This window comes from Pseudomonas sp. Pme6b, from assembly GCF_058129925.1.
This window is the reverse complement of record NZ_CM176704.1, coordinates 2,752,344-2,776,795: the sequence shown is the minus strand read 5'-3', so window position 1 is coordinate 2,776,795 and position 24,452 is coordinate 2,752,344. Positions and strand designations below refer to the sequence as shown.

General features: G+C 57.5%; 19 protein-coding genes and 3 pseudogenes. 9 read left to right on the top strand and 13 right to left on the bottom strand.

The features are described 5' to 3' along the window. Positions 1-100 precede the first annotated feature (100 nt). Positions 101-865 carry a methyl-accepting chemotaxis protein gene (locus AC4ANE_RS12605; RefSeq protein WP_369812061.1) on the bottom strand — a complete coding sequence of 255 codons (765 nt, stop codon included), beginning with the start codon at positions 863-865 and terminating at the stop codon, positions 101-103. 93 nt (positions 866-958) lie between these two features. Next, positions 959-1,990, bottom strand: a pseudogene (locus AC4ANE_RS12600) (HAMP domain-containing protein); the annotation flags it as partial. A gap of 333 nt (positions 1,991-2,323) precedes the next feature. Here AC4ANE_RS12600 and AC4ANE_RS12595 point away from each other — a divergent pair. From AC4ANE_RS12595 to AC4ANE_RS12585, 3 genes are all read left to right on the top strand, one after another. Then, complete coding sequence (locus AC4ANE_RS12595; protein WP_002553876.1) at positions 2,324-3,151, top strand: HDOD domain-containing protein; 828 nt, start codon at positions 2,324-2,326, stop codon at positions 3,149-3,151. Positions 3,152-3,309: 158 nt separating this feature from the next. After that, the gene (locus AC4ANE_RS12590; protein ID WP_002553877.1) at positions 3,310-5,283 is read left to right on the top strand and encodes a DNA topoisomerase III; all 1,974 of its coding nucleotides are present in this window, start codon (positions 3,310-3,312) and stop codon (positions 5,281-5,283) included. A gap of 77 nt (positions 5,284-5,360) precedes the next feature. Beyond that, complete coding sequence (locus AC4ANE_RS12585) at positions 5,361-5,759, top strand: RidA family protein (RefSeq protein WP_002553878.1); 399 nt, start codon at positions 5,361-5,363, stop codon at positions 5,757-5,759. An 8-nt stretch (positions 5,760-5,767) separates the two neighbouring features. Here the strand turns inward: AC4ANE_RS12585 and AC4ANE_RS12580 are convergent, their stop codons facing one another. The 3 genes from AC4ANE_RS12580 to AC4ANE_RS12570 all read right to left on the bottom strand — a co-directional run bounded on the left by AC4ANE_RS12580 (position 5,768) and on the right by AC4ANE_RS12570 (position 9,761). Beyond that, on the bottom strand, positions 5,768-6,079 hold the full coding sequence (locus tag AC4ANE_RS12580) for a DUF6482 family protein (RefSeq protein ID WP_031595366.1): 312 nt from the start codon (positions 6,077-6,079) through the stop codon (positions 5,768-5,770). A 106-nt stretch (positions 6,080-6,185) separates the two neighbouring features. Further along, the gene (locus AC4ANE_RS12575) at positions 6,186-7,982 is read right to left on the bottom strand and encodes a methyl-accepting chemotaxis protein (RefSeq protein WP_460408961.1); all 1,797 of its coding nucleotides are present in this window, start codon (positions 7,980-7,982) and stop codon (positions 6,186-6,188) included. A 165-nt stretch (positions 7,983-8,147) separates the two neighbouring features. Further along, positions 8,148-9,761, bottom strand: coding sequence for a methyl-accepting chemotaxis protein (locus AC4ANE_RS12570; protein WP_002553881.1), 1,614 nt, complete (start codon positions 9,759-9,761; stop codon positions 8,148-8,150). Between the two features lie 210 nt (positions 9,762-9,971). Here AC4ANE_RS12570 and AC4ANE_RS12565 point away from each other — a divergent pair, with 210 nt between their 5' ends. Beyond that, positions 9,972-10,931: a DNA/RNA non-specific endonuclease gene (locus AC4ANE_RS12565; RefSeq protein WP_460408959.1), complete on the top strand. Its 960-nt coding sequence runs from the start codon at positions 9,972-9,974 to the stop codon at positions 10,929-10,931. A gap of 135 nt (positions 10,932-11,066) precedes the next feature. Here the strand turns inward: AC4ANE_RS12565 and AC4ANE_RS12560 are convergent, their stop codons facing one another. From AC4ANE_RS12560 to AC4ANE_RS12530, 7 genes and pseudogenes are all read right to left on the bottom strand, one after another. Then, the gene (locus tag AC4ANE_RS12560; RefSeq protein WP_002553883.1) at positions 11,067-11,987 is read right to left on the bottom strand and encodes a substrate-binding domain-containing protein; all 921 of its coding nucleotides are present in this window, start codon (positions 11,985-11,987) and stop codon (positions 11,067-11,069) included. Positions 11,988-12,004: 17 nt separating this feature from the next. Further along, positions 12,005-13,990: a methyl-accepting chemotaxis protein gene (locus AC4ANE_RS12555; RefSeq protein WP_002553884.1), complete on the bottom strand. Its 1,986-nt coding sequence runs from the start codon at positions 13,988-13,990 to the stop codon at positions 12,005-12,007. Positions 13,991-14,189: 199 nt separating this feature from the next. After that, complete coding sequence (locus tag AC4ANE_RS12550; RefSeq protein WP_460408957.1) at positions 14,190-15,023, bottom strand: DUF1206 domain-containing protein; 834 nt, start codon at positions 15,021-15,023, stop codon at positions 14,190-14,192. A 72-nt stretch (positions 15,024-15,095) separates the two neighbouring features. Further along, a pseudogene (locus tag AC4ANE_RS12545) lies at positions 15,096-16,168 on the bottom strand (SMP-30/gluconolactonase/LRE family protein). A gap of 122 nt (positions 16,169-16,290) precedes the next feature. Beyond that, a complete protein-coding gene (locus AC4ANE_RS12540) occupies positions 16,291-16,560 on the bottom strand; it encodes a hypothetical protein (protein WP_016981348.1) in 270 nt (89 codons plus the stop codon). A 25-nt stretch (positions 16,561-16,585) separates the two neighbouring features. Then, positions 16,586-17,105, bottom strand: a pseudogene (locus tag AC4ANE_RS12535) (DUF2778 domain-containing protein). Between the two features lie 23 nt (positions 17,106-17,128). Then, the gene (locus tag AC4ANE_RS12530; protein WP_460408991.1) at positions 17,129-17,629 is read right to left on the bottom strand and encodes an Hcp family type VI secretion system effector; all 501 of its coding nucleotides are present in this window, start codon (positions 17,627-17,629) and stop codon (positions 17,129-17,131) included. Positions 17,630-17,970: 341 nt separating this feature from the next. Between AC4ANE_RS12530 and AC4ANE_RS12525 the strand changes: the two genes are divergently transcribed. From AC4ANE_RS12525 to AC4ANE_RS12515, 3 genes are all read left to right on the top strand, one after another. Further along, a complete protein-coding gene (locus AC4ANE_RS12525; RefSeq protein ID WP_002553888.1) occupies positions 17,971-18,342 on the top strand; it encodes a hypothetical protein in 372 nt (123 codons plus the stop codon). Position 18,343: 1 nt separating this feature from the next. Continuing rightward, entirely contained in the window at positions 18,344-18,526 is a 183-nt protein-coding gene (locus AC4ANE_RS12520; protein ID WP_002553889.1) for a DUF1289 domain-containing protein, read from the top strand. Between the two features lie 106 nt (positions 18,527-18,632). Continuing rightward, positions 18,633-19,886, top strand: coding sequence for an MFS transporter (locus tag AC4ANE_RS12515; protein WP_031595374.1), 1,254 nt, complete (start codon positions 18,633-18,635; stop codon positions 19,884-19,886). 6 nt (positions 19,887-19,892) lie between these two features. On the opposite strand, the gene AC4ANE_RS12510 is transcribed toward AC4ANE_RS12515, so the two are convergent. Next, a complete protein-coding gene (locus tag AC4ANE_RS12510) occupies positions 19,893-20,633 on the bottom strand; it encodes a carbon-nitrogen hydrolase family protein (protein WP_002553891.1) in 741 nt (246 codons plus the stop codon). Between the two features lie 162 nt (positions 20,634-20,795). Here AC4ANE_RS12510 and AC4ANE_RS12505 point away from each other — a divergent pair, with 162 nt between their 5' ends. Beyond that, positions 20,796-22,097, top strand: coding sequence for an Nramp family divalent metal transporter (locus tag AC4ANE_RS12505; RefSeq protein ID WP_002553892.1), 1,302 nt, complete (start codon positions 20,796-20,798; stop codon positions 22,095-22,097). 225 nt (positions 22,098-22,322) lie between these two features. Continuing rightward, positions 22,323-24,434 (top strand): TonB-dependent siderophore receptor, encoded by a 2,112-nt coding sequence (locus tag AC4ANE_RS12500; protein WP_031595376.1) that lies wholly within the window; start codon positions 22,323-22,325, stop codon positions 24,432-24,434. Positions 24,435-24,452: the final 18 nt, after the last annotated feature.

Genomic DNA, 24,452 nt, shown 5'->3' with positions numbered 1-24,452 from the left:
GCGTGGTAACGATCGTCATCGTGGTTTGAGCCCTATTTACAGGCCCATCGGGACCTGTACATCACGATGAGCCCTCCGCTTGGTGCAGACAGCTGCCGGATCAGATCCGGAAGCTGCCGACCAGTTGCTGCAAGCGGGCAGCCTGCTCTTCCAGCGAGTTGCAGGCGTCCAGGGTCTGGCGCAGATTGTCGACGCCCAGCTGGTTGAGGGTGTTGATATGAGTGATGTCGACATTGATCGACTCCACCACCGAGGTCTGCTCCTCCGTTGCTGCGGCCACCGACTGGTTCATGCCGTTGATCTCTTCGATGCGTCGGGTCACGCTGCTCAGGCGTTCGCCGGCGAGGTTGGCGATGCCTACGCTGTCCTCACTCTGACGCTGGCTTTCAGTCATGTTGACCACTGCCTCACGAGCGCCGACCTGCAGCTCTTCAATCATTTTCTGCACTTGTTGCGCCGAATCCTGAGTGCGGTGCGCAAGGTTACGCACCTCGTCAGCCACCACGGCAAACCCGCGCCCGGCTTCACCGGCACGCGCCGCTTCGATGGCCGCGTTGAGCGCCAGCAGGTTGGTCTGCTGGGAAATGCTGGTGATTACCTCGAGAATCTGCCCGATGTTGGCGGTCTTGCCATTCAGGCTTTCGATGTTCACGCACGACTCGCTGATCTTGCCGGACAGCTCGTTCATGGCCTTGATGGTCTGCTGCACGACGTTCTGGCCGTCGCTGGCCAGGCCGCTCGCATCGCTCGACTGCTGCGAGGTACGCGCGGCGTTCTGGGCGATTTCCTGGGCGGCGGCACCCAATTCGTTGATCGCCGCTGCCACGCTTTCAGTGCGGTTGGCCTGCTGGTCGGAGTTGTCCATCGACGCGTTGGAGACCTTGACCACTTGTGTGGCCACCGCCCCCAGTTGCGCGGCAGTCGAGGCCACTTCGCGGATCGAGGTATGGATACGTTCGACAAAATGGTTGAACGACTGCGCCAGTGCACCGAATTCGTCCTGCGATGTGATGGCCAGACGCTTGGTCAAATCGCCCTCGCCGTCAGCGATATCTCGCATCGCGCGGCCCATCTGATGCAAGGGTTGCATCAACACCCGGATCAACAGGCCCAGCAGCAGGATGATCACCATCACCACAACCACCATCGCAGTGATGGCCGAGGTACGGAACTCGGTCAACATGGCGTAGGCGGAATCCTGCTCCAGTACCAGTGCCACGTACCAGTTGGCCGTCGAGACACCTTGAACGGGCGTGAAGGAAATGATCTCCGGCTTTTTACCGGAGTCGATTTCACTCACCCCGGCAGCAATTTTCGGAGTGTTGGTCGGGTAGGCTTCACTGATGTTCTTGAGCACCAGTTTGCTGTCCGGGTGCACCAGAATCTTGCCGTCGGCACTGACCAGAAACGCATAACCATGGCCATCAAAGTTCAGCGAGTTGATGATCTTGGTGACGTTGTCCAGAGCGATATCAGCACCGGCCACGCCCACGAACTGATTCTGAAACTTGACCGGTGTGGCCATGGTCATGACCAGCTTGCCGGAAGATGCCGCGATGTAGGGTTCGGTCACAATGGTGCCGGGCGCATTCTGTGCCGCCTTGTACCAGCCACGTGCACGCGGATCGTAGTCAGCGGGGCGATTGGCCGACGGCACCGAGAACATCACGCCATCGGTGCTGCCAAAGTAACTCAACTGAAAACTTTCGCTGTAGGCAGGCAGGCCAATCGCGCGCTGCAACTGTGGCAGCTCCTTGCCATCCGCGGCGACTTGCTGCGACATCGATTGCAGCAATTGCATGCGGCTTTCCAGCCAGGTCTGGATGTTCTGCGTGGTGAGCGTACCCAGTTGTTGCAACTCGGACCTGACGCTGGATTTGAGCGACTGACGTTGTCGATAGTCATTGATGACAATGAACACACTGAACGCGACAACCACAATCAATGCGGCGGCGAGAAGAATTTTCTTGCTGAAACCCAGACTTTTCATAGCGGTTACTTCCACGGCAAAAACCAATAAGGACGATCTCTGAATCGCCAATCAAACTTCCAACTGTGCCGTCCTTTTCACGTAACAACCTACAGGCCGTTCAGCAACCGGAGTCGATACACCAGCGCCTGCCATGTCGATCATCAGGTAGGTTCAGGTACCGAAACCTTACAGAGACGCTTGTATCGCCTTATCGGCCGCGATGGACGAGTCCTTGATTATTTTTTTCGAAGCGTGCTGAGACCTGTCTCCCACAATCGACGGTGAAACGTGCAGAGCCGGAAAAACTGGCTATGGTTGAATCATCCCCGCCGTGCAGAGGATGGTCTTGCCATGCTGAGTATCGAAAAACTTTTTGACGATTTGCACAGTCTCCCGAGCATCCCCAAAGTGGCTCAGGACCTGATGCTGCAATTTGACAACCCTTCCTCGAACCTGGAAAGCATTGCCCGAAACATCGAGAAAGACCCGGTGATTGCTGCCAAGGTGCTGCGCCTTGCCAACTCGGCGCGGTTTCGCGGCTCGCGAGAATCCTCCAGCATCGAAGACGCGGCCATGCGCCTGGGTTTCAACACCCTGCGCACCCTGGTAATGGCCTCGGCAGTGACCGGCGCGTTCAAAGCCGGGCCAAGTTTTGACCTCAAAGGGTTCTGGCTCAAAAGCTTTCAGGTGGCAGGGATCTGCCGGATGCTGGCGAAACAGACGGGTGTCGACCCAGAAATCGCCTTTACCTGCGGGGTCATGCATAACATCGGCGAACTGCTGATCCAGACCGGCGCGCCCGACGTTGCAGAGCGCTTGAACAACGCAGCCAAGGCCGGTACACCGGGGCGTGCAGCCAACGAAACCCTGCAACTGGGTTTCAGCTACCCGGAAGTAGGCGCAGAACTGGCCAGTCGCTGGCATCTGCCAGAGCTGATCAAACAGGCTATCGCCTATCAGGCAACACCGCTGAAGGCTCCGGCCGACGCACCGCTGCCAAAGATCGTTGCTCAGGCCATCACCATCTCCGATGCACTGGAAGCCCACGGCGGCGCAACTGTGCAAGCGCAGCAGGCCTGCGGCGGGCCATTGATGGAAGGAGTCGATCTGGACGCACTGTTTGCCGGGCTGCCAGCGGTGCTTGAAGCCGACAAGGCGTTCTCCGACCTGTTGAGCTAAGCCGGCCACTCTCCGCGGCTGCAAGAGCGGTCATGGCGTGAGTGCTTCACCCCATGGCCCTCCTTATTTATCTGTATATCCATACAGATAAAACTTGCCCGTAGCGTATTCAACGTTCATCCTTGCAGCCCTTGCACCGGTAATCGACGACGGTAGTCATGCGGCTGTTTCTTTGCGAAAAACCCTCCCAGGCCAAAGACATTGCGGCTGCGCTCGGCGCGACCAGGCGTGGCAACGGCTGCTGGGTGGGTGCCAATGCCACCGTAACCTGGTGCATCGGCCACTTGCTGGAAACCGCCCCGCCCGACGCCTACGATGCGCGTTACAAACGCTGGGTGCTGGAAGACCTGCCCATCATTCCGGAAAAGTGGAAGATGCTCGTCAAGCCGAGAACTGCCAGCCAGTTCAAGGCAGTCAAGCGATTGCTGGGCGAGGCTCAAGAGCTGGTGATTGCCACCGATGCCGACCGCGAAGGCGAGATGATCGCCCGCGAGCTTGTCGAACACTGCCGCTATCGCGGGCCGATTCAGCGTTTGTGGCTGTCGGCACTCGATGACGCTTCCATCCGCAAGGCGCTGGCAGCGCTCAAACCCGGTGCCGATACGTTCAGCCTGTATCACTCGGCGCTGGGTCGATCCCGTGCCGACTGGCTGATCGGCATGAACATGAGCCGCCTGTTCACCCTGCTGGGTCGCCAGTCGGGTTATCAGGGCGTATTGCCAGTCGGACGGGTACAAACCCCGACCCTGCGGCTGGTGGTGGACCGTGATCGCAGCATCGCCAACTTCGTACCGGCACCCTACTGGGCCATTGACGTCAGGCTGCTGCACGACAACCAGGCTTTTATCGCCCAATGGCGCGCACCGTCCGACGCCTGCGACGATCAGGACCGCTGCCTGAATCAACCGCTGGCGCAACAGGCTGCCCAAGCGATGCGCAATGCGGCCAGCGCACGGTTGGTCAAACTGCGCACCGAGCGGATTCGCGAAGTTGCCCCACTGCCTTTCGATCTGGGCACCCTGCAGGAAATCTGCTCGAAAAAGCTCGGGCTTGGGGCGCAGGAAACCCTTGATATAGCCCAGTCGCTGTATGAAACCCACAAGGTCATCACGTACCCGCGCAGCGATTGCGGTTACCTGCCGAACAGTCAGCATGGCGAAGCTGCGGGTATCATCGCAGCGCTGTGCAAGGCAGACCCGACGCTGGCCAGCCTGTCGCCACACCTTGACCCGCAACGCCGATCGCGGGCCTGGAATGACGGCAAAGTGACTGCCCACCACGGCATCATTCCCACTGCTGCCGTGCGCGGCGTCGAGCGTCTGACCGGCAAGCTGCGAGCGGTGTACACCCTGATCAGGGCGCGCTATCTGGCGCAGTTCCTGCCCAACCACGAATACGACCGTACCCAGGCCGACTTCGACTGCGCAGGCCATGCGCTGCGGGCGGTCGGCAAACAAATTGTCGAGCCAGGCTGGAAACGTGCCATGCCCGAGGCACTGGCACCGGCCAAGGGTCGCGAAGCGCCTGCGCCGCAGCCGTTGCCGGCATTGTTCCAGGGCTGCGAGTGCGCCGTCGCTGAGGTCATCCTCAAGGACCTCTGGACCCAGCCGCCCAAACCATTCACTGAAGGCGACCTGATCAAGGCCATGAAAAACGTCGCCAAACTGGTGGAAGACCCACTGCTCAAGCAAAAGCTCAAGGACACGACCGGCATCGGTACCGAAGCCACCCGCGCCGGCATCATTCAGGGCCTGCTGGACCGTGGCTATCTGACCAAACAGGGCAAGGCCCTGTGCGCAGCGCCCGCAGCATTCAGCCTGATCGACGCCGTCCCCCGCGCCATCGCCGACCCAGGCACTACAGCGATCTGGGAACAGGCACTCGACATGGTACAGAGCGGCGAAATGAGCCTTGAAGAGTTCGTCGCCAAACAGGCAGCGTGGATGAGCAAACAGGTCAGCCGCTGCGTCGGCATGCGCATGAGCATCAGCGGCCCGGCCAGCCCGGCAGGCGTTGCGCCGCCCTGGAAGAAAAAACGCAAAATCGCCAAGCGCAGCACTGCTACGTCCTCTGCTGCAACGGGCACTGCGACGAAAAAACCGCGACGTACAGCCAAACCGGCGGCCAGATGACTGGCTCATATACAACCCGATCAGCCATCGCATAGTCGGGTGTTACACACTCAAGCGTTACAAACAGGTGTTACAACATGTCAGACCGAGAGATCATCGTTCCGCCCACCATGCAGCCGATCATGGACCGAGCAGGCTATGCACCCGCAGTCAGAGTCGGCGACACCCTTTACTGCGCCGGGCAGGTGGGACGCACACGGGAAATGGAAGTCATCCTCAACCCCGAAGCGCAGTTCATCGCCTGCTGGGAAAACCTGCGCACGGTACTGGCTGAGGGCGACTGCACGTTCGACGATATAGTCGACATGACGACTTATCACGTAGCCATGAGCGAGCACATGGCGGTGTTTCGTGACGTGAAAAACCGTATATTTCCGCGCGGCCAATGTGCATGGACCTGCATCGGCGTTGCCGAGCTGGCGCATCCCGGGCTGCTGCTGGAAATCAAGTGCATCGCGGTCAGGCGCGGCGCCTGACATCGCGATCAGTGGCTTGAGCGCAACGGGATCTCCTGGCGTGATGACTCTGCCTGAACGCTGCCCAGACCGACCATTTCGTCGTGAGCCACAGCCTGGGTCAGGAACAGCTTTACATCAGATACCGAAGAAAGCACCTTGCGCTCCTCTTCCACCGAGGCAACGTGCAAGGTTTTGCCAGTCGAGTCTTCAACCGGCACAGACTTGCCTTCCAGTTGCGCATGGAGCACATAGGAACCGCCCTCGATGGAGATCAGATCGAGTTCACGAACCTTTTTATCCTTCGCATGTTTTGTCAGATCTTGAATGTTCAAAGTCACACCTCCGGTGGCGTTCTGAAAATCAGCGCCTTGTAGAAGTGGAGCTTTTACCGGCGCGAACGTTCAGTCGTGTTGTATGCCTTATCGACGCAACAGTAGCGCTGCCTCACTTGCCTAGCAACAGCGCTGCGTCGAAGCCCATCCGCAAGTTGCCCCAATGACGCCCTTCAAAAAAGAACGGCACATCGATTTCGGTCATGATCTCGCCGGTATCACGCAGGTAGGTCTGCAATAGAAAACGCTGCTGGTTGCCCGCCGCACGCAAGCCTATCGGGTCGGAGAACATGCGTTTGTTGCGGCACACCGGCAAGTCGACGGCACGGTCGCCGGTCGGTTTCAGTGACACCCAGCTGTTGTTGACCGGGCAGTAACCTTTGTTATCCACGATAAAGGTGACCTTGCCGCCCCGGGTGCCCTTGGTGAGTTTGTCGCACTCTTCCTGACAGACTTGTGCGAAGCGCTCTGTGTAACCGGTCATGTACTGCTTGGGGTCGGTGCCGGGAATCAGCTTGTAGCTCTGATCGAACAGATTGACGCCTTGCTTGTGCAGCTCGGCCAGCCGCACCTGCAGGATGTCCCGGCACTGACTCGCGCGGGTAATGGCAGCGTCCAGTTCGCCATGCCCCAGCACGAAACGCCCCAGCAAGGCCTGAACCTGCTCGGCTACACCGGACAGGTCACGGGTGGCGGTGGCAGAGTGCTGCATACGCTGATCGATAGCCTGGCTGTCGGAGTAAATCCGGGTCACCCGTTCGTTGATGCCAGTGTTGGTGGTTGCGAACTGCTGGATGTGCGCAGCGATGTCGGCCAACTTGTCATTGGTGGACTCTAAATCACCGATCATGCTCTCGAAATGGCCGGATGCGCGCTCTACGACCTGCTGGGTTTCGCGGGCGCTGTGGCTGATCTGAATGGTCTGTTCGTGGGTGGAGCTGACCTCCTGAAGCATCGCGTCGATGTTCCGGGAGATATCGTCAGTGGCTTTACTGACGTTCTGCGCCAGGGTGCGCACCTCATCCGCCACCACAGCAAACCCTCGACCGCTTTCACCGGCCCGCGCCGCTTCGATGGCCGCATTGAGCGCGAGCAGGTTGGTCTGCGAGGATATCTGCTGGATGAGCCCGACAATCGACTTGATGCTTGAAGAACGCTCATTCAAGCCGGATACCAGCCCGCCGAATTCATTGAGACTGCTGGATATCTGGCTAATGTTTCCAGTCACCTCCAGCAATTCGGCATAAGAGTCACGCGCCATGCTCAGGTTCTGCGCAGTGGTAGTGGAAATGCCCTGCGTCTGCTGCGAGACGTCCTCAATGCTGCCCACCGCCATATTGCTCTGGTCCATCACCTCTCTGGCGAAACGCGCCTGATCGGTCGCGCTGTCGCTGGAATCACTGATGTTTTTCAGCGAGCGTGCCGATTCGACTGCGATCTGCACCGTCAGCGCCTGAATACTGCTGATAACCTCGCGCTGCTTGGCCAGAAAACGATTGCAGGTACTGGCCAGCACTCGAATTTCGTCATGGGTCAATAATGGCAAGTCACGGGACAGGTCGCCCTCGCCGTTGGCGATTTCTTCGAGTGCGTGAGTCATGAACATCACTGGACGCACAATCAAATGGCGGAAGTACCAGACCATGAAACTGACCATGACCAGCGTAAACAGGGTGCTCAGCAGGATTGCGTTGCTGAGGACATCCAGTTGGCCCTGAATTTTGCCCAGTTCGGCCGCATCCAGTTGCGTGCCGTGGAGTTGCAGCATGATGTCAGAGCGGATGTTCAGAGCCACCCAGTACAGCAGCGCGCTGACCAGGACCAGCAGAAAAAGGCTCGAGAGCTTTTTGGTCAGTGTGTCGAAAAACTGCTTTTCGACTGACTCGTATAAGGCCTTTAACGTCTGCATGTCGCTGCTCCTGGGGTGAAAAATGATTCATCCACGAAAATTAACGCTTGTCGGTGCCGAAGATTCAATGGCTGAACCGGCCAATACAGGCCTGTGATGACCCCTGCGCGACTCGACCGGGGGTCGAATGCGCCGGAGAGTACTGCAGGTCGGGGCTATTTGATATCAAAGACGGAAACGATCCACCGATTGCGAAAGCTGTCCGGCCATTGCCGAAAGTTCATCGGTAGTGCTGGCGGTCTGCCCGATGACCCGGCTATTGCCCTCGGACATACTGGCAATCATCTCCACTTGGTGAGCGATTTCGTTACTGGCCAGGCTCTGTTCACCAATGGTGCGAGTGATGTCGTTGACCAGTTGTGTGGTGCTCAACGTGGCCTCCAGTATCTCGCTGATCGAGCGTTGCACTTCAGCGGTGACGGCCATGCCCTTGTCGACCTGGGCAACGCCTGCTTCCATGCTGGTCACCGCCTCGCGGGTACTTTGCTGAATACGAGCGACCATCGCGGTGATTTCCTGGGTCGAGGTGCTGGTGCGCCCCGCCAGATTGCGAACTTCGTCGGCGACTACGGCAAAACCTCGACCCTGCTCGCCAGCGCGTGCAGCTTCAATGGCTGCGTTAAGCGCCAGCAGGTTGGTCTGATCGGCAATGCCCTTGATCACCTGAATAATATTGAAAATTCCTTCCGAGTCCTTGTCCAGCGTACGGATAACCTGCGCCGACAGCTGCGCCGAGCGGGCAATGCTGTCCATGTCACTGACCACCTGATGAATCACCCGGCCACCATTTTTTGCCAGTGTTTCAGCCTGATTTGCCATTTCCAGCGCGTGCCCGGCATGCCGGGTGATTTCTTCGATGCTCGCCGTCATCTCGCTGGTCGCTGCCGACATGGTGCCCGCTGCCGAGCTCTGCTGCCGACTGCTGTCGGCCACTTCATGGCAGCCACTGCTGAGCTGGCGGCTCATACCGCTGACGCCATGCGCGTTACTGCGCACCACTTCGATCATCCCCCGCAGGTCGCGCTGCATGACCGCCAGACTGCGAATCAGCATGCTGGCCTCGTCACGGCCACGAGGCTCGTTGATAGGTTCACTGAGATTGCCGTGAGCAATGCTATCGGCAATGCGGCTGGCAGAGGCAAGAGGAATCATGATGCTGCGGGTTACCCAACGGCCCTGAACCAGAAGCAGCAGGATACTGGCCACCAGCACCACAACCAGAGCGATGTTGGCGCTGCGGATTGCCTGACGGGCACCTTCGCCGCTTGCCTTGAAATTCCCCTCGATCAGGTCGCTGAGACTGGACATCTGCTCTTCCAGTTGCGTGAAGGCGCTGGTGAACGTGCCCAGTTCCTGTTGCGCTCGTTCCGGATTATCCAGAGCCAGACCGACAATACGCTCGCCACTGGCAATATAGGTATCGAGGCTGGGCTTGATCCTGTTCAGCTCCGCCTTGATCGCTTCGGTGATGGGAAGTTTGAGGTTATCGTTCAGCACAGCTCGAAAATGTGCAGCATGCTCATCAAGGGATTTCTGCACCTCTTCACGCGTGCTGTTGCTTTTGCCCAGGCCGACCAGCATCGCCGACAGCACATCGGCACGCAGCGCATCGTGCATCATGTCGGCTTCCAGATGATTGCTGAGCGCGGTCATGCTGACCTCGCTGTCGATCATCGCCGTCTCCGTGCGGGTATTGCCCACATAGTTGACCAGGCTGATGATCAGAGCCGTCAGCACGCTGGTGCCAATCAACAACAATAGACGTAGCTTTATCGACATCCTGATGTCCCCTGCGATCAGTGAAATAACATGAACTGCGGAGTGCTCTTATTCAGAGCTTATCGACGCCTGTTACCCGTAACTTGAACCCGTTTACAGTTTTTTACTGTATGAGTGCCCGCGAACGATCGATTACCCGGCCTGACGTCGACCTGTAACGCGGCTATGGTGAACTGTAATGAACTCACGCCCACCGCAGGAGCCAACCAAGTGTCTGACAAAAAGCCCGCTATCGATCTCACCTACCGACCACGCCTCGCCGACCTCAAGCCACTGCTCCCTTCGGCCGAATTGCTTGCACCGCAACCTCTTGCATCGCCACGCACCACACCGGCGAGCGAATTGCAGAAACGCGAATTGCAGAAACGTAAGGGGTATGTCGAGAATTTTCTCGGTGACTTCGTCGTGCCATGGCCCTCGACCGACGCGGAGCTGGCACCGGATGTCTATCCGCTGGACAACGCCGGAAATCGCCTCGATTACACCCACTTTTCAATCACCATGTCGCGCAGTCGGCGTCTTGCTCTGTATGTCGGTGTCAATATCGACGGTGCCAGCAGCGTCGAGGTCAAGCGTGGCAAGGATTCGTGGTCTTTTGATGGCAGGCTGCCTGCCGAGGCGCAGATCGGCGAAAGCCTGTACGCCGACAATCTGCTGGATCGCGGTCATCTGGTCAGGCGTCAGGCCCCTAATTGGGGCAAGGAAGCCGAAACGGCCAACAGCGATACCTTTCACTTCACCAACTGCTCACCGCAGATGGCCGCCTTCAATCAGAAGACATGGCTGGAACTTGAGGACTACATCCTTGAGAACACGCGACGCTGGAAATCCCGGGTAACCGTTTTCAGCGGGCCGGTGCTGCGCGAAGACGACCGCAACTACCGCAACCTCAAGATCCCTTCGGCATTCTGGAAGGTCGTGGCGTTTCTTGGCGACGACGGCAAACCTTCAGCCAGTGCCTACATGATCGACCAGAGCAGCGAGCTGGGTAAGCTGGAGATCGTATTCGGTCCACTCAGAACCTGGCAGCGCAGCGTCCTGCAGATCGAAAAACTCACTGGCATCAGCTTCGGCGACCTGGCCAGCTACGATGGTTTCTCCAACGAAGAGCGCCTGACCGGCACACGCATCGAAGCACAGATTCGCGGGCCGCAGGATATCCGGTTATAGCGCGTTATAGACAAGCCCTGAGATGCCGTAGAGTGGGCTTGTGCCCGGAAAGCATGGAGCTTCCGGGCTAATTGAAACAACGCTGAGCGCTCCGCGTGCGGTTCACTGGAAAGACAGTCAGCCCACACCGCGGCCCTATTCGAACTGCTGGCGATTCTCCGGGGTGATGAGTTTGAACGGTACCCAAATGACCGGAGATGCCAGTGTTTCGCCACGCGCCATGCTCAGCGCGGCATCTACTGCGCGGTTGGCCTGGCCGACCGCATCCTGAAACACGCTGACGGCCATCTTGCCCTCGGCCATCAGCTTCAAGCCGTCCGGGGTGCCGTCGATGCCGCCCACCAGATAATCCCTGGCATTCTTTCCGGCCTTCTCCAGCCCCATGATCGCACCGATCGCCATTTCGTCGTTGTTAGCCGCGACGATAGAGAAGTCCACACCCTGCTTGACCCAGTCAATCACGATTGTCGCGGCCTGGCTGCGCTCCCAGTTGCCGATTTTCTTCTGCACGACCTTCATGTTCGGGTACTTTGCGACCACCTTTTCCACGTCCTCGGTGCGCATGACCGACGACTTGTTACTCGGATCACCCACCAGAATCACCACGTTACCCTTGTAACCGGCACGACGGGCCAGCTCTTCCATTTGCAAAGTGCCGGACTCCAGTTCGTCAGAGCCGACAAATGCCGTCAGCGCAGGCCACTTGGCCGGTTCCGGATTGCGGTTGACGAATACCAGCGGAACCTTGGCCTCATTGGCCAGGCGCATCATTTCCGCTGCGCTTTTGCCGTTCACCATCGCGACAACGATGGCGTCGACTTTCGAATTGACCAGATTGCGGAATTGACGCATCTGCAGCTCGACGTCGTCCTGACCGTTCTCCATGAAGATGTCGGCATCCAGCAGCGCCACCTGCTTTTCCACCCCGTGGCGCAGAATGGTCTGAAAATTGTCGTTGTACTTGGCCATACCCACGCCGATCAATGGCGTGGCCGCCTGTGCCAGGCCCGCGACCAGCAGGCTTGCACTCAGGGAAATCGATAACCACTGTTTCATGTTCTGACTCCCGGGCATCAAACGCTGAAATGATGGAGCAGCTCGCGCTGATCCCTGGCCATTTTCGACAGGTCCTGACTGCTGCTCGCAGACTGTTCGGCACCGTCGGCGGCCTGCTGGGCAGAATCGTTGATGTGCGTGACCATGCGACTGGTTTCCTGCACCGTTGCGCTTTGCTGCTCGGTGGCAGCTGCGATCTGGATATTCATGTCGCGAATCGTGTCCACCGCCTCGCCCATTTCCACCAGCAACTGGTCGGCACCGGAAGCCAGCGTCACGCAGTGATTGGACTGGATCTGGCTTTCGTTCATCACCTGCACAGCAGAGTGGATCTTGCTCTGCATCTGGCCGATCATTTCCTGAATCTCGCTGGTAGAGGTCTGGGTGCGACTGGCCAGCGAGCGTACTTCATCGGCCACCACCGCAAAGCCCCTGCCCTGCTCGCCAGCGCGTGCCGCTTCGATGGCCGCGTTGAGCGCCAGCAGGTTGGTCTGCTCGGCAATGGTACGAATGGCATCGACAATACCGTCAATGTTTTGCCCGTACTTCTGCAGCTCGTCGGTGACCGCAGACGCCTTGTTGACCTGTTCAGCCTGCTGACGAATGTTGACGATGGTTTCAGCCACGCGCTTCTGCACCTTGTTGGTCAGTTCGCTGGTGCTGTCCACCGCGCCACGCGTATCCTGAGCACGACGGGCCACTTCTTCCACGGTGCTTTCCATTTCATTCATGGCCGACGCGGCAGAATTGAGACGGTCTTTCTGCTCGTCGACCACGCGGGTGGTCTGCTCACTGATCTGGGCGTTCTGACTGGCAGTCAACGCCAGGGTGTCGGCAGAGCCGATCAACTGCCGAAACGTCTGTTGCAACGACTGGGTGAACTCATTGAGGTAACCGCCCAGCTCGCCGAACTCGTCGCGACGGCTGACATCGAAACGCACCCGCATGTCGCCGCTGGTGAGGGTCTTGAGCACCTCGCGAAACGCCGCCAATGGACGCCGAAGGCTGAACGCGACCCAGGTACCGATGACTGCCGCTGCAACTACCGCCAGCAGGCAAGCGATCAGCAGCAGGCTGAGGCTGGTGGCGATGGTCGAATCCGCACCCGCCTTGGCCTCGTTGGCCACCGCCAGTGACTGATTACCGAACTCGCCGATCTTGTCCAGTGTTGCCTGAAGCCGGGTTTCCGCCGCCTGGCGCTGTTTACCAACCTGCTCGGCGAGCGCCGCCTCCTGCCTGTAGGCCTGATAAACGCCGTCACTGCCGGTGAGGTCGTTGAGCAGGCGGTTGACCATCACACCAGCGATACGACCGCCGCGTGGATCTACTGCCGTGAGTTCGCGCGCCCGAGTACTGATTACCTCATCCTGCAGGTTGAGCACACGCTGCAAGGTCTGGATATCCGGCGTCGCCGCGTGGGCAGCCAGCCCCTCGTAGGATTTGCCGACTTCCAGCAACAGCTTTTCACCTGCGGCCACGTTATCCGCAGCCCCTGCACTGCGCTCGCGGGCAATGTAATCACGAAGATAACCGGTCAGTTGGGCGCCCTGGCTGCTGCTGTAGCCCTGCAATACCCGGCTCTGGAGTGACTGCAAAACGTGCTGTCGGTGACTGGCAATCAGAGTCTGCGCCTGTTCGGCATAAGCAGCGCTCAACTGACGCTGCTGATTCAGGTTGTCGCGCAGTTCAGCGCGATCGCCGATGTAGGCAGGCGTGCTGTCCAGCAACTGATTGAACCGGGCCATGCTGTCGTTGAAGGGCTGCTTGCCATCGTCAATCTGCTTGGGGTCATTGCTGACCAGAATCCCGAGCAGTGCCTGATTGGCGCGCAACACATGTACATAAAGCTCGCTCGCCGCCCTGCTCAAGGGTGCCGACTGCCCGGTAATGATGCTGATCCGGTCGCTTATGGAATGGGTGCTTTGGTAGCTGATACCTGCCATGGCGAGCAGCAGCACAACCAGCACGGCAAACCCACCGATCACTCGCTGAAGAATGGTCATGGCTATCCTCTTTTATTTTTATTGCGCCGAATCTGATCCGGGCCTGCGTAGAGAACGTCAGTCCGGAAAATGATCGGAGCTCAAGAGGGAATGTCGGCCGGGCGGAAGGCGACTTGAGGCATGGTTCACATTATTTTTATCGAAAAAAGGGCCGCCTGACCTGAAGAGTCACGCAGCCCTCTTACTACCCGAATGGAGATCAGCGGAAATGACGCGCTACCGCCTCCGGTGCATCGGGCACATCCATGTTGATCCTGCGCCATGCGGCCTGGGCGAAGCTGTATACCGAAAACGCGATCAGACCCAGCGCCACGATCAGTAGCACCAGACCACCGGCCGGCAGATCCTGCAAACCGTTGAGCGCATCCTTCATGCCAGGCGGGTGCATGGCCTTATAGCTGGAACCGCTTACGGCCAGCAACACTGCAATTTCGATAAACGCCACGCCGCGGGCGATCAGCCCGAAGCGCGACACCGGACGCACATATTTCATGACGTCTTCATCAGCCTCGAAATACTTCTCGAAGGACGCCTTGTAGCCCTTGATGATATGCACAATGCCCAGCGCCAGTGGCACCAGTGCCACGACGTAGACCAGCAGGTTGGAGTGATCCCAGGACAGAAGGGTTGCCAGCAGGTCCTTGGCCTGACCACCCGATGAGCCACCGGAGCTCTTGAGCCCACTGACCAGCAGGCCCAGCGCGAAAAACGCCAATGCCCCATAAGTAAAGCCGCCCACCAGAAGACCGCCACGAATCACCAGCCCCTTGAGTTCGCGGCCATGATGGTCCACATCACGCGTGGCCTGCAGCACACGCCATGCGGCGAACGCCAGTAGACCGACAATTACCACCCCGACCAGCACGCTGCCGAACGGCTGGCTCAACAAGGCTTCAAGACTGCTGTGGCTGTCGGCAGGCTGTGAAGATCCCTGCGCCGCCAGTACTGCGAACAAACCAATAATCAGATAAACAACACCACGGGCGGCATAACCGCCTCGTGCAAGTAGAACAAGGCCGCGTTGCGCCGACATAAATAACTATCCCTGAGAGTAATTACAGGAACAGACCCGGCATGTTCACAGGGGTTCGACCCGATTGACCCTTCAGGCAAACGTGGCGCCTCGCGTATTCACGAACACCGAGTAAAGTGAATGGCTGCTGGCCATGAACAGCCGATTGCCCTCTCGCCCGCCAAAGCAGACATTGGCGCAGCGCTCCGGCAAGCTGATATGGCCGATGGCATTGCCTTGAGGGTTGAACACTCGCACGCCGTCGAGTTTCTCCATATCGGCCTTGGGATCACCGTTACCGCCCCAGCCACACCACAGATTGCCGCTTTCGTCGCATTTGATGCCGTCGATGGCCGCGTAGTCCAGACCTTCGATGTGTTTACGCCGCTCGCCCAGCGTGCCATCTTCGTTGACCGCTATCGCCCAGATGAGGCCGTGGGGTTTGGCGCGCCCTTCGACCACATGCAAGGTTTTCTCGTCCGGCGAGAAGCACAAACCATTTGGATCTGCCAGATCATCGATAACCCTGGAGACCTTGCCGTTCGACGGGTCTATGCGATAGACGCCGAAGGGTTGCTCCTGCTTGACCTTTTGACCTTCATAGTTGCTTTCGGCCTGGAAGGTAGGATCGGTGAACCAGATAGACCCATCGCGTTTGCAGGCAATGTCGTTGGGCGAATTGAAAGGCTTGCCCTCGAAACTGTCGGCCAGCACGGTAATACGCCCGTTGTATTCGGTACGCGTCACCCGCCGTCCTTCGGTGGTGGTGCTCGACCCCTCACAGACCAGCAGCCTGCCCTGGCGATCGCGGCACATGCCATTGGAAAAGTTCGAATGCTCGCGGTACACCGACAGCTGACCCGTTACCTCGTCCCAGCGCATGATCCGATTGTTGGCGATATCGCTGACCAGCAAGTAGCGACCGTCTCCAATCCACACCGGCCCTTCGGCCCAACGCATGCCGCTGGCCAGCTTCTCGACGCTGGCATTGAATATTCGTATTTGGGTAAAGCTGTCATCCAGAACACTGACCAATGGGTCGGGGTAGCGCTGGAAAGACGCGGCAATGCGCCAATGGCGGCAACCGTGGCCGAAACAGCCAGTGATTGTTTCAGGAAGCCTCTACGGCTTTGGTCTGCGGTGGTGGTTAGGGGTGAGAAATCCATGGTGCGTCTCCTTGTTGTTATTTTTGGAACGGCGCCCGCCTTGCAGCCGCAAGGCATCCTACAAGATATCTTCAGTCACGACAGGGCTCTGGTAAACCTCCAATTCCCATGCCCTGCGTTTATCACCTTACTGATCTGAATCGACAAAGAGTTTTAGCCGCACCCCGTACAATAAATGTTGACGGCACCAACATCACCAATACCATTATGACAAGAAGCATGAACTCTCCATTTTCTCCGCCGATTATACCCAAAGCACTTGCAGCCGAAACATACATATCGAGGCCTGTTTCAGTTTGAAGCAGCCAGCCCATCAGGCCTAGCGCGACAAGCCATTTAGTGAGCAGCGCAGCCAACACTAAAATTAGCGTGCTCTTTGTGATGAGCTTCATTATTTTTTTCATTGAGATATCTCCACTATTCGCTAAAAGCAGACACATCTATTACGCCATAGTACTTCAGATTCGTCCCCGGAAGAATTTCGCCATGCTGACTGCGAAGAAAATTTTTAAGCTCATCGAATCCAATCTGAGAGTTAAGAGTGATACAGCCTTGGCTTATACCACGCGGCCCAACGGGATGAAGCCTAAACGCGCCTCGTCTTATGTTATCAATGGTTGTCTGATCATCAACCTCTCCATCATCTCTGTAAAGACCAAACCACTCCCCCCCTATCTGTACCAGCTAAAAAGTCCTGTATAGGCTCTTTAATCCAACCAAGACTACCCCCACTTTGCCGATCAACAATAAAATATCGAACAACTGGAATTGCACCCTTTCCCTCCACAGACTGATACTTCGGACTGTTGACAAAAGGGACGCCCATACCCGAGAAAGCTTCATAGGTAGCTTGCCCGCAACGCAAATTGCTTACAGGCTCACCATTTAAAGAAAAACTGCAGTACGCGATATTAGGATTATTGGTATTTCCAGACATGCGACGCCCGTCCCTTGCCAAAATCAAGCGTAAACCTTATTTTTTATACCATCCCATCCGCCAACAACTTGCCCGCCACCTTGACCGTCGGAGCGCTTTTGCTGAGTATAAAGCATTTTTATTCGCCCATAATTAAGGCGTATAGCTTCGGTTGGAAAACCATTCTCTACCGAACCATTACCATTGAGAGATACCGACGAAAGTATAACCTCTTCAAGTTTAATCTCTAGGTATTTTATTTTTTCCGACCCCGCACGATTTACAGCAATAGTAACCTCTTTAAAATGCTTTCCACTACAGCAGGCCTCATGAAGCTTAGGTGTAGACTTGTCCACAGCCTTACGAAAGAAAAAATCGCTCATACTGGCTCGACCACTGCTTGCACCGCCGGCACTTGTTGCAGTCGCTGACGCTGACTGGCTGGCACCAATATCGAAATCAGAAAGCTCGATCCAATCTTTAAATACCGCATCAAGAGATTCGCCTGGAATACCCTCAATCTGCATATAAGTGTCAAGCACCATAGTAAAAACCCTATTAAAACGAAGAAAACCCTTTACTAACTGAGTCTTGTGATTTTGAAAGCCACTTATTAACCGCGTCAGAATCGTAAGCATTCGTGCATCAAGTAAAAGACTACATGAGCATACTCGCCAAAACCATCATCTTTATCTGAAGATGATGAAGGAATGATCGTCAAAAAAAGTTTAAATACAAACATCGATTTTTTTGCGTGCCGCATTCGAACTGGTTAAGTTACCTGTCAGCACGGTATCCAAAAAAATCATGATTGCTCGGTACTGCGAAGCTGCCGACAATTCAGGTATCGTACGCAGCTATCCCTTTTACTGCCCGAGCACACCAGATGCCCTCAAGCAAACGCGAGCAGGCCCGCACTGAGCGCCAGCTTGTTACAGCGCTGACGCATGCCTGTGAAACGGCCAAAACGGAAATGCCCGGTTTCTGCTGGCTGACTCACGAAGTTGATTACGCAGCCTTCCCTGCCAGCTTGCAGGTGGTATGGGTGTTCGACACGCTGGCCGACAAGAACACTGCGCTGGCGCGCGGGCTGATGGAGCGGATGATCGGTCTCACGGTAGAGGCACTTGACGATGCACAGGTTAGCCTGTCGAATGCAGCGGCTCATGTGCATGTCGACTGCGAAGAGCAGTGCCTGCGCGAGAACGGTGGCGACTGGCAGCAGCGTATCAAGCGCAAATACGCCAGGCGGAGTTGATATGGCCAAGGACATCGAAAACCCGTGCATTTCCGTGTGCCAGCTCAGCGGCGATCTGTGCGTGAGCTGCGGGCGTACCAAGGACGATATCCGCAAGTGGAGACGCATGAAACGTCCGGAAAAGATGGCCGCCGTGCAACGTGCCACACAGCGCATGAAAAGCCTGCAGAAAAAGAACGTGTGAAACCGAAAATTTCATCTTCGGTGCGGAAACTTCTTTAAAACGGCCCCGGTCAGTATTACCCGAGACTCGGCTACCTGGAGTCTGACGAATTACGGGAATTCCGCTCTTGGCCAGTCATGCAGATCGCCGCAACACCCTTTCACTGGATAGCCTGAATTTCTTCCTCGCCGATGTGCGCGACGGCCTGGGGCCTTACCTGGCGATCTATCTACTGGCCGTGCATAAATGGGACCCGGCCAGCATAGGCGTGGTGATGACCATCGCAGGTATTGCCGGGCTGCTGACCCAAACCCCTGCTGGCGCGCTTATCGACCGTACGCCTTACAAGCGCGCCATGATTGGTGTGGCGGCGCTGCTGGTGACCCTGAGTTGCCTGATTCTGCCTTTCACTTCGTCCTTCTCGGTCGTCGCCCTGACCCAGGCGCTGAGCAGCATCGCGTCCTCGGTGTTCGCACCGGCCATCGCGGCCATCTCTCTGGGCATAACCGGGCCGAAAGCCTTTACGCGTCGTACCGGACGCAATGAAACATTCAACCATGCCGGTAATGCCTGCGCAGCCCTGTTAGCGGGCGGCTTTGCCTACCTCTTCGGGCCTATTGCGGTGTTCTATCTGATGGCAGCGATGGCCCTGGCGAGTGTTATCGCGATCAGCTTCGTTTCTGCGGATGCCATCGATCACAACGTCGCCCGGGGTTTTGATGCGAACCACAACGCTCATGGAGCTCAGCCTTCCGGACTTGCTACGTTACTGAGCAACAAGCCGCTGCTGCTTTTCGGTATCTGTTGCGCACTGTTCCATCTGGCCAACGCAGCCATGTTGCCACTGGTCAGTCAGAAGCTTTCGCAAATCAATATGCAGATGGCGACGCCGCTGACCTCGGCGTGCATCGTTGCAGCCCAACTGGTCATGGTACCTGCGGCGCTGCTGGTGGGTATGAAAGCGGATGACTGGGGTCGCAAGCCGCTGCTGCTGGCAGGCTTTCTGATTCTGCCGATTCGTGGTGTGCTTTATACCCTGTCAGACGACCCCTACTGGCTGGTGGCGGTGCAGATGCTCGACGGTATTGGGGCCGGCCTGTTCGGCGCGCTGTTTCCATTGATGGTCAAGGACCTCACTCAAGGCAGCGGACGTTTCAATGTAAGCCTCGGGGCGCTGTCCACTCTGTTCGGACTGGGCGCGGCGCTGAGCAACGGCCTGGCAGGTTTCGTGGTACATGCAGCGGGCTACAGCGCTGCGTTCCTGACCCTCGCAGGTGTTGCGGCGGCGGCGTTTTGTCTGTTGCTGGTGGCCGTACCGGAGACACTTTCACGTTCGAATAATGAACCTGACCTCAAACCAGACCACGCGGTGAGCACTTAAATCTGTTTACGCCACCCGAACCTGCCAGCCTTCGCGCTGGCAGGTCACGATGACCAGCCCGCTTCCTGCGCCCTGCATCCCGCCTATCCAGCGCCCTGCCCCGTCCCATAGACCGCTGCGGCCTGCCGACTCCCAGCCGCCAGTCGGTGCACCGTGATTGGCCACCAGCACCGGCAGGTTATGACGTCGGGCATGCCCCGCGAGCAGCTCTGCATCCTGTGCATAGCCACCCGGCGAAATCAGTACGCTCGCTGCATACACCCAAGCGCCACCTGCTGCCATACGCTGCACATGCTCAGGCTGCGTGAAGTCGGCACACACGCACAGGCCGATCCGATGCTGATCAATGGACAGATAGCAGTCTTTGTTTCCCTCACTGAACACCTTGTCCTCACCGGGATGCAGGTATTGCTTGGCATAGGTAGTGACGTCGCCGTCAGCGGTGAAGGTCAGCGCACCAATCAGGATGCTGTCATTTGCTCCTTTGAGCGGTACGCCAATGGTGGTAACCAGGCGCAGCTTCATGGCCAACGCCTTAATCGGCTCAAGACGGGCGTCGTCCGCATGCAACGCCAGCGCTCGGGCCAGATCGGGTTCGTAGCCTGTCAATGAGAGCTCGGGAAACAGCAGGTAACTGGCCCCAAGATCAGCGGCGCGCTGCATGAACGCGAGGTGTCCGGCGAGGTTCTGTTCGATATCTCCCCTTGCAGAGCAGAACTGAGCAACAGCGAGTATCGGAAACTTCATGGACTCTCCTGAGAACACAGTGGTGACAAGTCGGACATTATCTAACACGCGCTGCCCGGTTCACACCTGGTTACATTTTCAACCACGACCAATGTTGTACGACGTCCTATCTTAGCTGGCAGTGAATGACATCTCATTACAATAAAAACGGAGATTCAACGCATGCCTCATACCCCGTCTCTCAAAGAAACAGCTACACCCGCCAGCGAACCTCGTCTCAAAAAACTCGCCAAACTGCTGGGCCCCGGCATCATCGCGGTGCTGTCCTGGCTGGGCGCGGGTGATCTGATCACATCGTCGGTGGCAGGTGCCAGTTATGGCTACGCCATGATGTGGGTGCTGGCGATTTCGCTGTTGCTCAGGTTCCTGATCGTCAACATCATTGCCCGCTTCCAGCTCTGCAATAACCAGGGCATGACCATTCTGCAGGGCTATGCGCAACTGCATCCGCTGTTTGCCTGGTTCATGCTGGGCTACGCGTTGTTGATGGGCCATCTGATCAACGCCTACATGATCAAGGGTGCCGGTGAAGCGCTTGCCATGCTGCTGCACATCAATCAGCCGTTGCTCTGCTCGGTTGCGGTGGTGATCGCCGTATGGCTGCTGGTGGGACGCAATATCTACACGATGATCGAAGGCGTCATGAAGGTATTGCTGGCAATCATGACCCTGGCGTTTCTTACCCTGGCGATCATGTCCGGTCCGGATGTCAGCGGCATCATCAAGGGCACTATCGGTTTCAGCATTCCACCCGATGAAGGCGTGCATGGGGCGCTGCTGGTGGCGGTCTCGGTGATCGGTGCCGTAGCCGGCTCCATCGCCAACTTCGTCCACCCTTACGTGATGCGTGAAAAAGGCTGGACCGGCCCCGAGCACAAACGTATTCAGCGCAACGATCTGCTGTTCGCCGTGATCGTCGGCATTATCATCAACCTGGCCATCTGGGTGGTGGGCGTCGAAATTTTGCGACCCAACGGTATTCAGGTGAACACTCTGGCTGATCTGGGCAAGGCGCTGGAGATATTCTTCGGCCCGCTGGGCTGGTACATCTTCTTCATCGGTGTGTTCGCCACGCTGTTTGCCAGTATTTCCGGCAAAACCACCGCCTTCCCAATGCTGATCACCGATGCCTTCCAGCACATTCGCCCGAAGCGTCGCGAACGCTACGGCAAAGTGTTCCACAACGACCCGATGCACAAATGGTTCATGCTGTTCATTCTGGTCACCCCGCTGATCTGGTCGCTGCCCGGCATGCCGGACTTCGTGACCCTGACGCTGGGCGTCAACGCACTGAACATCGTGGGGCTACCGGTCATCTCGCTGGGGCTGCTGATCATGTCCAATCAGAAGTCGCTGCTAAGCAAGGAATACCGCAACAACTGGTTCGAGAACATTGCGCTGACCTTTGCGACCGGACTGGCCTTGTGGGTGGCGTTTCAACTGGGGACAGAGTTGCTCGCCTGAGCAGATAGAACGCTACATGTGCGCTGAATAAACCTTCCTCGAGTCCATTTCCGTCCATGGAAATGGACTCGGTTTCAATGACCGAATCTTCCCCATATCTCAAGCCCTACCTTCACGCGTCAGGCTCCTGCTGATGGGTACAACTGTCACATCCCGCCAAAAACAAACAGAAATAATTCTCAACGGAGATGTTATATTGTATCCATTATCATCAGGAAGTCTCACATGTCGTCTCGTAGAATCGCGTCTCTGGCAGGCTTGGCAATCGGGGTTTTTGGCAATACCGGCTATGCGGAGGAACATCCGCAAACCATTGAACTGGAAAGCGTCAACGTAACCTCCGACTATCAGTACGAGACAGCCACCAGCCCGGTTCAGGGCTATCGCGCTACCCGTTCGGCCACCGCCACCAAAACCGATACCGCCATCCAGGACATTCCGCAGTCGATCAGCGTAGTGCCCGCTTCGGTGCTCAAGGACCTGGGCAGTAACAGTGTCGAGCGCGCGCTTGAGTTTGCCGGGGGCGTGTCGAAGCAAAACAACTTCGGAGGCCTGACGCTCTACGAATACAGCATCCGCGGCTTCACCACCTCCGAATTCTACAAGGACGGCTTCAGCGCCAACCGCGGCTACCCTGCCACGCCGGATGCCGCCAACATCGAGCGTATCGAAGTGCTCAAAGGCCCCGCTGCCAGTCTGTATGGCCGTGGCGACCCTGGCGGGACGGTCAACATTGTCACTAAAAAACCCCAGCGTGAAGCATTCACCACCCTGCAAACTAGTGCGGGTAGCTGGGATCGCTATCGCACCGCACTGGATGTCAACACACCGCTGGATGAGGAAGGCAGGCTGCTGTCTCGCGTCAATCTGGCCGTCGAAGACAACAACAGCTTTCGTGACCATGTCGAAAGCAAGCGGGTCTTCGTCGCCCCCTCATTCAGTTGGCAGTTGAACCCCGACACCAGTCTGTTGGTGGAAACCGAATTCGTGCGGCAGACATCGACTTTCGACCGGGGTGTGGTCGCCCCCAACAATAAATGGAGTGGCGTGTCCCGCTCGACCTTCCTCGGCGAACCGGACGACGACATCGATAACGACAACAACATGGTTCAGTTTGCCCTCGACCATCAACTCAGTGATGTGTGGTCGCTGCGTCTGGCCAGCCACTACAAGCAAGGCGAAATGTCAGGTTTTGCCAGCGAGGCACGCTCCCTGAATGCCGACGGTCGTACCGTCAACCGTCGTTACCGCGAACGCGACAACAACTGGCACGACAGCATCACCCAACTGGAATTGCGCGGCCATTTCGACGCGGTCGGTCTGGAGCACGAAGTGCTGATCGGCACCGAATACGAGAATTACCGTAAGAACGAGCGGGTGACTACCATTGCAGGCAGCCCATACGCCATCGACATCTATAACCCGGTGTACGGCCAGCCGAAACCCAATGGCGCGCGTTCCGGCACTGATTTCTACGAGCACATTGAAAGCCGTGCGCTGAACCTGCAGGACCAGATTGTCTTTACCGACAAGCTGCGCGGGATGATCGGCGCGCGCTACGAGCACTTCGATCAGCAGGTCGATGACTTCACCACCAATGCCACCTCCGGTCAGCGTCACGACGCTTTCACCCAGCGCGCCGGGCTGCTTTATCAGCTCACACCGCAGGTTGGGCTGTTCGCCAACGCGTCCACCTCGTTCAAGCCGAACAATGGCCTGGACGCCGCCGGCAAAACCTTCGACCCGGAAGAAGGCATCGGTTATGAGGCCGGGATCAAGAGCGAACTGTTCGACAACCGCCTGAGTACCACCCTCGCCGCCTTCCACATAGAAAAGGAAAACGTTCTGGCCCTGGACCCGGGCACCGACACAAATCGCGCCGTGGGCAAGGCCCGCAGCCAGGGTTTCGACATGCAATTCACCGGACAAATCACTGACGCGGTGCGGATCATCGGAGCATTCGCCTACATTGATGCCGAAGTCACCAAGGGCGACCGGACCATCCCGGCAGGCAGTCGCATCCTCGGGGTCGCCAAACACAGTGGCAGCCTGTTGAGCGTCTATGAATTTCAGGAAGGCGTATTGCGCGGTTCGGACGTAGGCGCGGCATATACCTACGTCGGCGATCGTTCCGGCCAGTCCGGCACCGACTTCGAGCTGCCGGCCTACCAGACCGTCGACCTGCTGGCTCACTATAAAGCCAGCGAGAACGTGACAGTGGGCTTGAACCTCAACAACATTTTCGATGAAAAATACTACGAGCGCTCCTACAGCAATTACTGGGTCGCGCCCGGCGAACCGCGTAACTTTACGGTCAGCCTGACACTCGGCCTTTGACTCCTGTAACCCTCGCTT

What these genes read in the sequence shown, in the direction of transcription:
- AC4ANE_RS12540 (WP_016981348.1), bottom strand. Translation starts at nt 16,560, where the DNA reads ATGAAGCTCATCACAAAGAGCACGCTAATTTTAGTGTTGGCTGCGCTG.
- AC4ANE_RS12510 (WP_002553891.1), bottom strand. Translation starts at nt 20,633, where the DNA reads ATGAAGTTTCCGATACTCGCTGTTGCTCAGTTCTGCTCTGCAAGGGGA.
- AC4ANE_RS12530 (WP_460408991.1), bottom strand. Translation starts at nt 17,629, where the DNA reads ATGGTGCTTGACACTTATATGCAGATTGAGGGTATTCCAGGCGAATCT.
- AC4ANE_RS12505 (WP_002553892.1), top strand. Translation starts at nt 20,796, where the DNA reads ATGCCTCATACCCCGTCTCTCAAAGAAACAGCTACACCCGCCAGCGAA.
- AC4ANE_RS12500 (WP_031595376.1), top strand. Translation starts at nt 22,323, where the DNA reads ATGTCGTCTCGTAGAATCGCGTCTCTGGCAGGCTTGGCAATCGGGGTT.
- AC4ANE_RS12595 (WP_002553876.1), top strand. Translation starts at nt 2,324, where the DNA reads ATGCTGAGTATCGAAAAACTTTTTGACGATTTGCACAGTCTCCCGAGC.
- AC4ANE_RS12605 (WP_369812061.1), bottom strand. Translation starts at nt 865, where the DNA reads ATGGACAACTCCGACCAGCAGGCCAACCGCACTGAAAGCGTGGCAGCG.
- AC4ANE_RS12590 (WP_002553877.1), top strand. Translation starts at nt 3,310, where the DNA reads ATGCGGCTGTTTCTTTGCGAAAAACCCTCCCAGGCCAAAGACATTGCG.
- AC4ANE_RS12575 (WP_460408961.1), bottom strand. Translation starts at nt 7,982, where the DNA reads ATGCAGACGTTAAAGGCCTTATACGAGTCAGTCGAAAAGCAGTTTTTC.
- AC4ANE_RS12585 (WP_002553878.1), top strand. Translation starts at nt 5,361, where the DNA reads ATGTCAGACCGAGAGATCATCGTTCCGCCCACCATGCAGCCGATCATG.
- AC4ANE_RS12550 (WP_460408957.1), bottom strand. Translation starts at nt 15,023, where the DNA reads ATGTCGGCGCAACGCGGCCTTGTTCTACTTGCACGAGGCGGTTATGCC.
- AC4ANE_RS12520 (WP_002553889.1), top strand. Translation starts at nt 18,344, where the DNA reads ATGGCCAAGGACATCGAAAACCCGTGCATTTCCGTGTGCCAGCTCAGC.
- AC4ANE_RS12570 (WP_002553881.1), bottom strand. Translation starts at nt 9,761, where the DNA reads ATGTCGATAAAGCTACGTCTATTGTTGTTGATTGGCACCAGCGTGCTG.
- AC4ANE_RS12555 (WP_002553884.1), bottom strand. Translation starts at nt 13,990, where the DNA reads ATGACCATTCTTCAGCGAGTGATCGGTGGGTTTGCCGTGCTGGTTGTG.
- AC4ANE_RS12560 (WP_002553883.1), bottom strand. Translation starts at nt 11,987, where the DNA reads ATGAAACAGTGGTTATCGATTTCCCTGAGTGCAAGCCTGCTGGTCGCG.
- AC4ANE_RS12525 (WP_002553888.1), top strand. Translation starts at nt 17,971, where the DNA reads ATGCCCTCAAGCAAACGCGAGCAGGCCCGCACTGAGCGCCAGCTTGTT.